A 6,567-nucleotide genomic window follows, 5' to 3' on the forward strand; every position below is an offset into this window, starting at 1 on the left:
CCCCCAGGTCATCCGTGCGACAGGGGGCAAAAGTCATGCCGGGCCCGGAGGCCAGCGGCCCTCTTACAGGACCACGAAAAACATAACGGGGCGGGGACGGCGTTGGCTTCTGCGAGGCATCGGGTGATCGGGTCCGGCTCGGCAGCGAGGGGTTCTCACCGATCGTCAGCTCAGGGGCCGAAGGGGAGCCGCCGCGTGACGCCAGCGGGGTCCAGTGCGGGCAGGAGTCGTTCTCGTCTCACGCCCACGTTCGGGGTGACGATCACCTGGCGCGAAGCGGCGCAGGGATACAGCGGGAGTTTTGTCCCGCTGTATCGCGGATGATGCTCTCATTCACTAGCGGGTCATACGTAGGGCTCAAGCGCCGTCATCGCAGGGTGCGGTCCAGTCGTCCGAGGTGGAACACCACTGGGGTACGGGCTGGGAGGGGTCTCCGAGCCATACGCGATGTTCACCGGCGACGGTCAGCCCGAAGCGTTCGATACCGGGGCGGCCCTGCCGGGTCCACCATCGGTATGCGGCCTCGACCTCTTCCCACAACCGGCGCGGACCGGACTGCGCGATGTCGAACTCGTCACGGCCTGGAGCAAAATCGGCGCTGGCCCAGGAGGTGACCTCCTTGTCGCGCAGCCATAGGCGATACGTGTCGTCCTTGTGCCTCTCGGGCCAGACGAATACGCCGGGCAACTGCACTCCGAGGGCGAACATCCGCTCCCACGGACCAATCTCGTCCGGTGACAAGCGGGTAGTGCCTCGTGTGGCATCGGCCGGCCACTCCCGCCCGCCGAGGTATTCACGGAGGGGGCGGGACCGTCGGCGCTGCTGGCGCAGGCGCATGAACGCGGAGGACCGGGTGAACCGTCCGTGCGCGTTGCCGCCGTCGGTGACAGACAGCCGGACGATGGCCTCGGAGCCGTAGTCCGGTGCCCACGGTGCCACGATCACCGAGCCGGGCCGAGCCTGCCCGAGCCACTGCGTGGGGATGCGGGCCAGAGAGCAGGTGGCGATGATGCGCCCGAACGGAGCACGTTCGGGGTGGCCGAGGCTGCCGTCGCCTGTGATGCAGGTGGGGGTCAACCCGCGCTCACGCAGTCGCGTGCGTGCCCGTTCGGCGAGCACCGGGTCCGTTTCCACCGTCGTGACGTTGGCTTCACCGGTGCGATGGCACAGCAACGCGGTGTTCCATCCCTCCCCGGTGCCGATTTCCAGCACGCGCATGCCCGGCTGGAGGTCGAGGTCATCGAGCATGCCGGCGACCATGGTCGGCATGCTGGACGAGCAACTGGGCACCTTGCCGGGTTCGGGGCCGGTGTGCTCGCCGTCGTCCCACTGCGTGGTCAGCGCGCGGTCGCTGTAGACAGCGTCCCACCAGGCGTCGGGGTGGCTCCGGCGGTCGATGGCCGAAGCCTGCCCGGTGCCCTGGAACTTGCCGGGCCAGATCACATCCGGCACGAACCAGTGTCGCGGGACGGCCTCGAACGCGCGACGCCACTGCCTGTCGAGGGCACCGGTTGCGGTCAGTTGGGCGGCCAGCCCCTCGGGGCTGGCCGTCGTGTGCGCGTTCGCGGTCACTGGGGCGCTCCGTGCGAGATTGCTGAGGGCTGGCTGTCGGAGTGGTCGGAGTCGTCTCCTTCACCCTGCCCTCCGCCGCCGTGATCGTTACCCTTGTTGCTGTCGTCTTCCTTGCCCCGCAGGATCCAAGGCCGTTCGTCGCGCATGAAGGTCTCCTGTCGCGTCGACTTCAACGTCGTGTAACCAGATAACTACGGAACTCAGGGCGGAAGTTGCACATCGCTTGCACACCTGTGAAGCCGTCTTGATCGCAGCAACGGTGTCTCGTCACCCTGTGGGGGACACTGGCTGATATGCACGCTGCCACTCCACCGAACGCGGTTGGCGAGAACATCTCCGAGCTGCGCAAGACCAGCGAACTCACCCAGGACGCTCTCGCGCATCGGGCGAAGATCTCCAAGTCCCTGCTGTCGAAGATCGAAGTGGGCGATCGTGCCTGTACGCCCGCCGTCGCCGCGAACATCGCCCAGGCCCTCGGCGTCACCACTCAGGATCTGTACGGGCAGCCGTATCCGGAGAGCAATGCCGACCCGCAGCACATCATCGATCTGCGCTCGGCGACGCGGCGCTACGCACACCCTGCCGGAGACGCACCCGATCCGCGACAGCTCCTGGCAGACGTCAACCGGGCTGCCGCACTGCGCGCTGACACGGCCTACAACGAACTCGCGCAGATGCTGCCCACACTGGTGCGGCAGGCAACCGTTCACGCCCATCAGACCGACGATCCCGCTGCCTGGCTCGTCCTCGTGGACGTGTACTCCTGTGCCTACACGATCGCCCACCGACTCGGCTATCCCGACCTGGCCGAACTCATCGTCGCCCGTCAGCAGTGGGCCGCCACCCGTACAGGGACACCCATAGCCGAGGCGGCGGCGGCGTGGACAGAAGCAGGCACCTTCCAGTCCGCAGGTGACTACGACGGCGGTCTGGACGTCGTTCAGCGAGCCATCACCCACCTCGGGCGGCTGCCCAACGACAGCACGGAGTCAATCGTCGCCGCCGGAAGCCTGCACCTGCGCGGCATCACCCTCGCTTCCCGCGCACGGAACAAGAACGAGGCGCAGGCACACATGGAGCACGCCTACCGGCTGGCTGACCAGCTACCGGAGGGAGACCTCCTGACCCACAATCTGACGTTCGGCACGGGCAACACGGCGCTTCACGAACTCGCCGCATGGGTAGAGCTGGACGCCCCCGACCGAGCCGTTTCGATGAGCACCGAACTGGAGGGGAACCCACTGCGCGGGCTACGTCCGACGAGGACGTGTCACCTGCACATCGACGCCGCCCGCGCCTACCTGCTCAAGGGGGACCGCGACGGGGCGTTGACGGCGCTCATGCACGCCCGCGAGACCGCCCCGCAGATGGCCCGGATTCACCCCATGGCCCGCGAGGTACTGCGCGTCCTCGTCTCCCTGCACCGACGCTCGAAACCGGAGCTGGCGGCGTTGGCGCGCTGGGCCGGGGTGCGTGGCTAAGGCCGGCCTCCACCTGCCCTCCCGCCAGCGGCAGGCTGGTGACCACGCTCGCCGAGACGGGGCTGATCATGGTGGCGGACAAGACGGCGGACGACGGCGCGGTCGGACACGTCGCCCCGGAGTCCGCCTCGTTCATGGCCAACCGTCACGGTGAGGACTACGACGAGCCCCCGCAGCACGTCGAGCTGTGGGAGACCGCGCAGCACGCCGAGGGCGAGAGCGTGACCACCAGCCGGTACCCGCTGGTGTACGTGCCGGGAACCTGGGACCTGCGTTCCACGCTGGAGCTGACCGTGCCAGGCATCATCCACCGTCGAGCGGGAGGCGATGAGCGGCGCACGGTCTACATGCTGCACGCGGACGGCTCCTGGGCCCGAGCCACCGCCGCCGGGCGCCGGGACTCGCCCACCGTGCACCAGGGCGGCCCCCGAAGGCTGTGGGACGAACTGGACCGCATCCGCACCTGGCTCGCCATCGACGGTGACCTTCCGGTGCGCGGCGCCCGTGTCCGCATCCGCCCCGACGGGACCGTGCACCTGGAACGCCGTGGCTGGAGCGCCACCATCGGCTGACCTCTTCTCGGGGCCTCCGTGAGGGCGCGTCAACGCCTCTGGAGGGCCTTGACGTTGTCGCCGAACGTCCAGTTCTTGGAGCCGTCCCAGTTCAGCGACCAGGTCATCAGGCCCTTGAGGCCGCCACCGTAGTGGTTCCACGCCTGCGCGACGAGGCTCGGCGACATGTAGCCGCCGCCGGCGCCGGGCTGTGCCGGGAGGCCCGGGACCTGTTTGTCGTAGGGGACCTTGATGGTGGTGCCCTGCACGACCAGGCCCTTGTTGAGGCAGTCCGTCTGCGCGGTGAAGCCCTGCACCGTACCGGCGGAGTAGGAGTCGCCGGAGCAGCCGTACATGCTGCCGTTGTAGTACTGCATGTTGAGCCACCACAGGCGCCCGTTGTCCGCGTACTTCTTGATGATCGGCAGGTAGGCGCCCCAGATGGAGCCGTAGACCACGCTGCCGCCTGTGACATAGGCCGTCTCGGGGGCCATCGTCAGGCCGAATCCGGCGGGCATGCGGGCGAGCACACCGTCGATGATGCGGATGAGGTTGGACTGCGAGGCCGACAGCGTGTTGATGTTGCCGCTGCCGACGAGGCCGGTCTCGATGTCGATGTCGATGCCGTCGAAGTTGTACTTCTTCAGGATCGGCACCACGGTCTCGACGAACCTGTCGGCCACGGTGGCGGAGCTGAGGTCGATACCTGCCGTCGCGCCGCCGATGGACATCAGGATGGTGGCGCCGTCCGCCTTGGCCTGGCACATCTCGGCCGGGGTGGCGACCTTGACCGTCGCGTCCATGCCGTCCTCCCACAGCACCGTGCCGTCCGAACGGATCACGGGGAAGGCCGCGTTGAGGACGTTGTAGCCGTGCGCGCGGATGCGGGAGTCGGTGATGGGGGTCCAGCCGAAGGGCGGGTGGACCCCGTTCGACGCGCCGTCCCAGTTCTCCCAGTAGCCCTGGAGCACCTTGCCCGAGGGCTTCGGCTTCTGGGCGCAGGTCTCGGCACTCGGCGCGCTCAGCTTGTTCGCTGTGCTGGACGCATCCGACGCGCCCGAAGCGCTCGGCGCCGCGCCGAGCAGCAGTTGCGCGGCGAAGGCCATCGCCACCCCGGCCCCCAGAAGACGTGCAGTCCGACCCGACACGCTGTGCTCCCTTCCCGCCCGTAGGGCGAGGAGTGGATCCGGAGACCCGAAGGCGCACCCGGAGACGCGGGTGCCGCGATGCGCCGCACAGTAGAAAGGTCCAGACCTTTCGTCAAGAGGTCTGGACCGGATATGGAGCGCTTCCCTCCCCAGAGGGCCCCCGCCCGCTCAGCCGCTCCGCGCGCCGTACGCGTCCAGCGCGAGCTGGACGAACGAGCGGACCAGCGGGCGGTCGTCGCCCTCGTGCCACGCCACCCTCACCCGGCTCGGCGGCATGTCGGCCAGCGGCACCACCACGAGCCCGTCCCCCGGCTCATGGCCCAGCAGCGTCATGCCGACGGTGCCGTTCCAGGTGACGGCCTGTCTGCACTCCTGGACGGTGCGCACCACCGGGCCCTCGCGCGCTTCTCCCCCGTTCCAGTACGCCTGCCAGAGCGGGTCGGCGTCGCGCGGGAAGCGGAACCAGCGGCGCCCGGCGAGGTCGGCCAGGTTCAGGCTGTCGCGGCGGGCCAGCGGATCGTCGGCGCGCAGCAATGCGCCGACGGGATCGGCGCGCGGCTCGCGCACCGTCAGCCCTGTGGTGTCGAACGGCCCGCGGGTCAGGGCGACATCGATGGTTCCGGCGTGCAGCCCGCAGGTGGGATCCGTCAGATCGGCCTCGCGGACGCGGACCTCGACGCGCGGGTGACGGCGGCGGTAGGCGGCGGCCAGCCTCGTCGCGGCGGGGTCGGCGCTGTCCCCGAGGATGCCGACGGTGACGGTCCCGGCCCCGGCCCCGCCCGCCTCGGCCACCCGTACGCGCGCCCGCTCGGCCCGCTCCAGCAGGCCGCGCGCCTCGTCGAGCAGCACCGTCCCCGCCGGGGTGAGCGCGACGCCCGCTGAGGTCCGGTGGAACAGCGCGGCGCCGACCTCCGTCTCCAGACGCTTGATCGCCCGGCTCAGCGGCGGCTGGCTCATGTGCAGCCTGACGGCGGCCCTGCCGAAGTGGAGTTCCTCGGCGACGGCGACGAAGTAGCGCAGCGCGCGTAGCTCCATGCTGCGACGATACCCGTACGGTATCGACGTCCTGGAACAGGTCTTGGACGGTCACGGCGCCCCGGCGGTGCAATCGGAACATGACCGACGCACCTCAGCACAGCACATCGGGGAACCACGCACCGCACAGCCTGGAGCAGGGCAAGGGGGATCCCGCCGTATCGGTGGTGGGCCCGGACGACGGCGAGACGATCCTTCTGGGCACCACGCGCATGCGTGTCCTGGAGGACGGCAGCAACACCGGGCACCGGCTCGGGATGGCCGAGTCCGTCCTCGCGCCGCACACACCCGGTCCGCCGCAGCACCGCCACGCCCAGCACGACGAGGGCTTCTACATCGTCTCCGGCACGGTGCGGTTCACCGTCGGGGAGAAGGAGTACGACGCGGGCGCGGGCACGCTGGTGATGGTTCCGCCCGGTGCCCCGCACACGTTCGCCAACGTGACGGACCAACCCGCCGTCATGCTCAGCACGTTCACACCGGACCTCTACGTCTCGTACTTCCGTGAGCTGCGGGACCTGAGCGCCGACGGCCGGGCCCCGAGCCCGGCGGCGAGCATCGGGACGATGCGCCGATACGCCACCGAGCCCGCCACCGACTTCGCCCCTCGGCGGGAGGGATGACACCGCCCCCGTGTCCGGCGGACACGGGGGCGGGCCGAGGGCTGGGCACGAGTGTGCTGGCCGGCTACTCGTCGGGGTGGTGCAGCTCGATGTCGTAGCCGTCCACGCCGGACCCGTTGACGTTCAGGGCGTTGGCGACCGGCGGGTAGCCGGAGGC

The 6,567-nt window shown here is 69.6% G+C and carries 6 protein-coding genes; 3 read left to right on the forward strand and 3 right to left on the reverse strand.

The window, feature by feature from the left end:
- Window positions 1-357 precede the first annotated feature (357 nt).
- Entirely contained in the window at window positions 358-1,572 is a 1,215-nt protein-coding gene (locus ACWGJ2_RS39815) for an rRNA adenine N-6-methyltransferase family protein (RefSeq protein ID WP_453351301.1), read from the reverse strand.
- Between the two features lie 293 nt (window positions 1,573-1,865).
- On the opposite strand from ACWGJ2_RS39815, the gene ACWGJ2_RS39820 reads away from it, so the two are divergent.
- Together ACWGJ2_RS39820 and ACWGJ2_RS39825 are read left to right on the forward strand one after the other, a co-directional pair.
- Window positions 1,866-3,053 carry a helix-turn-helix domain-containing protein gene (locus ACWGJ2_RS39820; RefSeq protein ID WP_453351302.1) on the forward strand — a complete coding sequence of 396 codons (1,188 nt, stop codon included), beginning with the start codon at window positions 1,866-1,868 and terminating at the stop codon, window positions 3,051-3,053.
- Window positions 3,054-3,091: 38 nt separating this feature from the next.
- Window positions 3,092-3,625: a hypothetical protein gene (locus ACWGJ2_RS39825; protein ID WP_453351303.1), complete on the forward strand. Its 534-nt coding sequence runs from the start codon at window positions 3,092-3,094 to the stop codon at window positions 3,623-3,625.
- 29 nt (window positions 3,626-3,654) lie between these two features.
- Here ACWGJ2_RS39825 and ACWGJ2_RS39830 read toward each other — a convergent pair whose 3' ends face one another.
- Window positions 3,655-4,710 carry a chitinase gene (locus ACWGJ2_RS39830; protein ID WP_453351306.1) on the reverse strand — a complete coding sequence of 352 codons (1,056 nt, stop codon included), beginning with the start codon at window positions 4,708-4,710 and terminating at the stop codon, window positions 3,655-3,657.
- A 210-nt stretch (window positions 4,711-4,920) separates the two neighbouring features.
- Window positions 4,921-5,787, reverse strand: coding sequence for a LysR family transcriptional regulator (locus ACWGJ2_RS39835; RefSeq protein WP_453351304.1), 867 nt, complete (start codon window positions 5,785-5,787; stop codon window positions 4,921-4,923).
- A gap of 80 nt (window positions 5,788-5,867) precedes the next feature.
- On the opposite strand from ACWGJ2_RS39835, the gene ACWGJ2_RS39840 reads away from it, so the two are divergent.
- Window positions 5,868-6,410 carry a cupin domain-containing protein gene (locus ACWGJ2_RS39840; protein ID WP_453351305.1) on the forward strand — a complete coding sequence of 181 codons (543 nt, stop codon included), beginning with the start codon at window positions 5,868-5,870 and terminating at the stop codon, window positions 6,408-6,410.
- Window positions 6,411-6,567: the final 157 nt, after the last annotated feature.

It is taken from the genome of Streptomyces sp. NPDC054796, assembly GCF_053611545.1.

Coding starts and splice junctions, on each gene's coding strand:
- ACWGJ2_RS39820 (WP_453351302.1), top strand. CDS start 1,866: ATGCACGCTGCCACTCCACCGAACGCGGTTGGCGAGAACATCTCCGAG.
- ACWGJ2_RS39830 (WP_453351306.1), bottom strand. CDS start 4,710: ATGGCCTTCGCCGCGCAACTGCTGCTCGGCGCGGCGCCGAGCGCTTCG.
- ACWGJ2_RS39835 (WP_453351304.1), bottom strand. CDS start 5,787: ATGGAGCTACGCGCGCTGCGCTACTTCGTCGCCGTCGCCGAGGAACTC.
- ACWGJ2_RS39840 (WP_453351305.1), top strand. CDS start 5,868: ATGACCGACGCACCTCAGCACAGCACATCGGGGAACCACGCACCGCAC.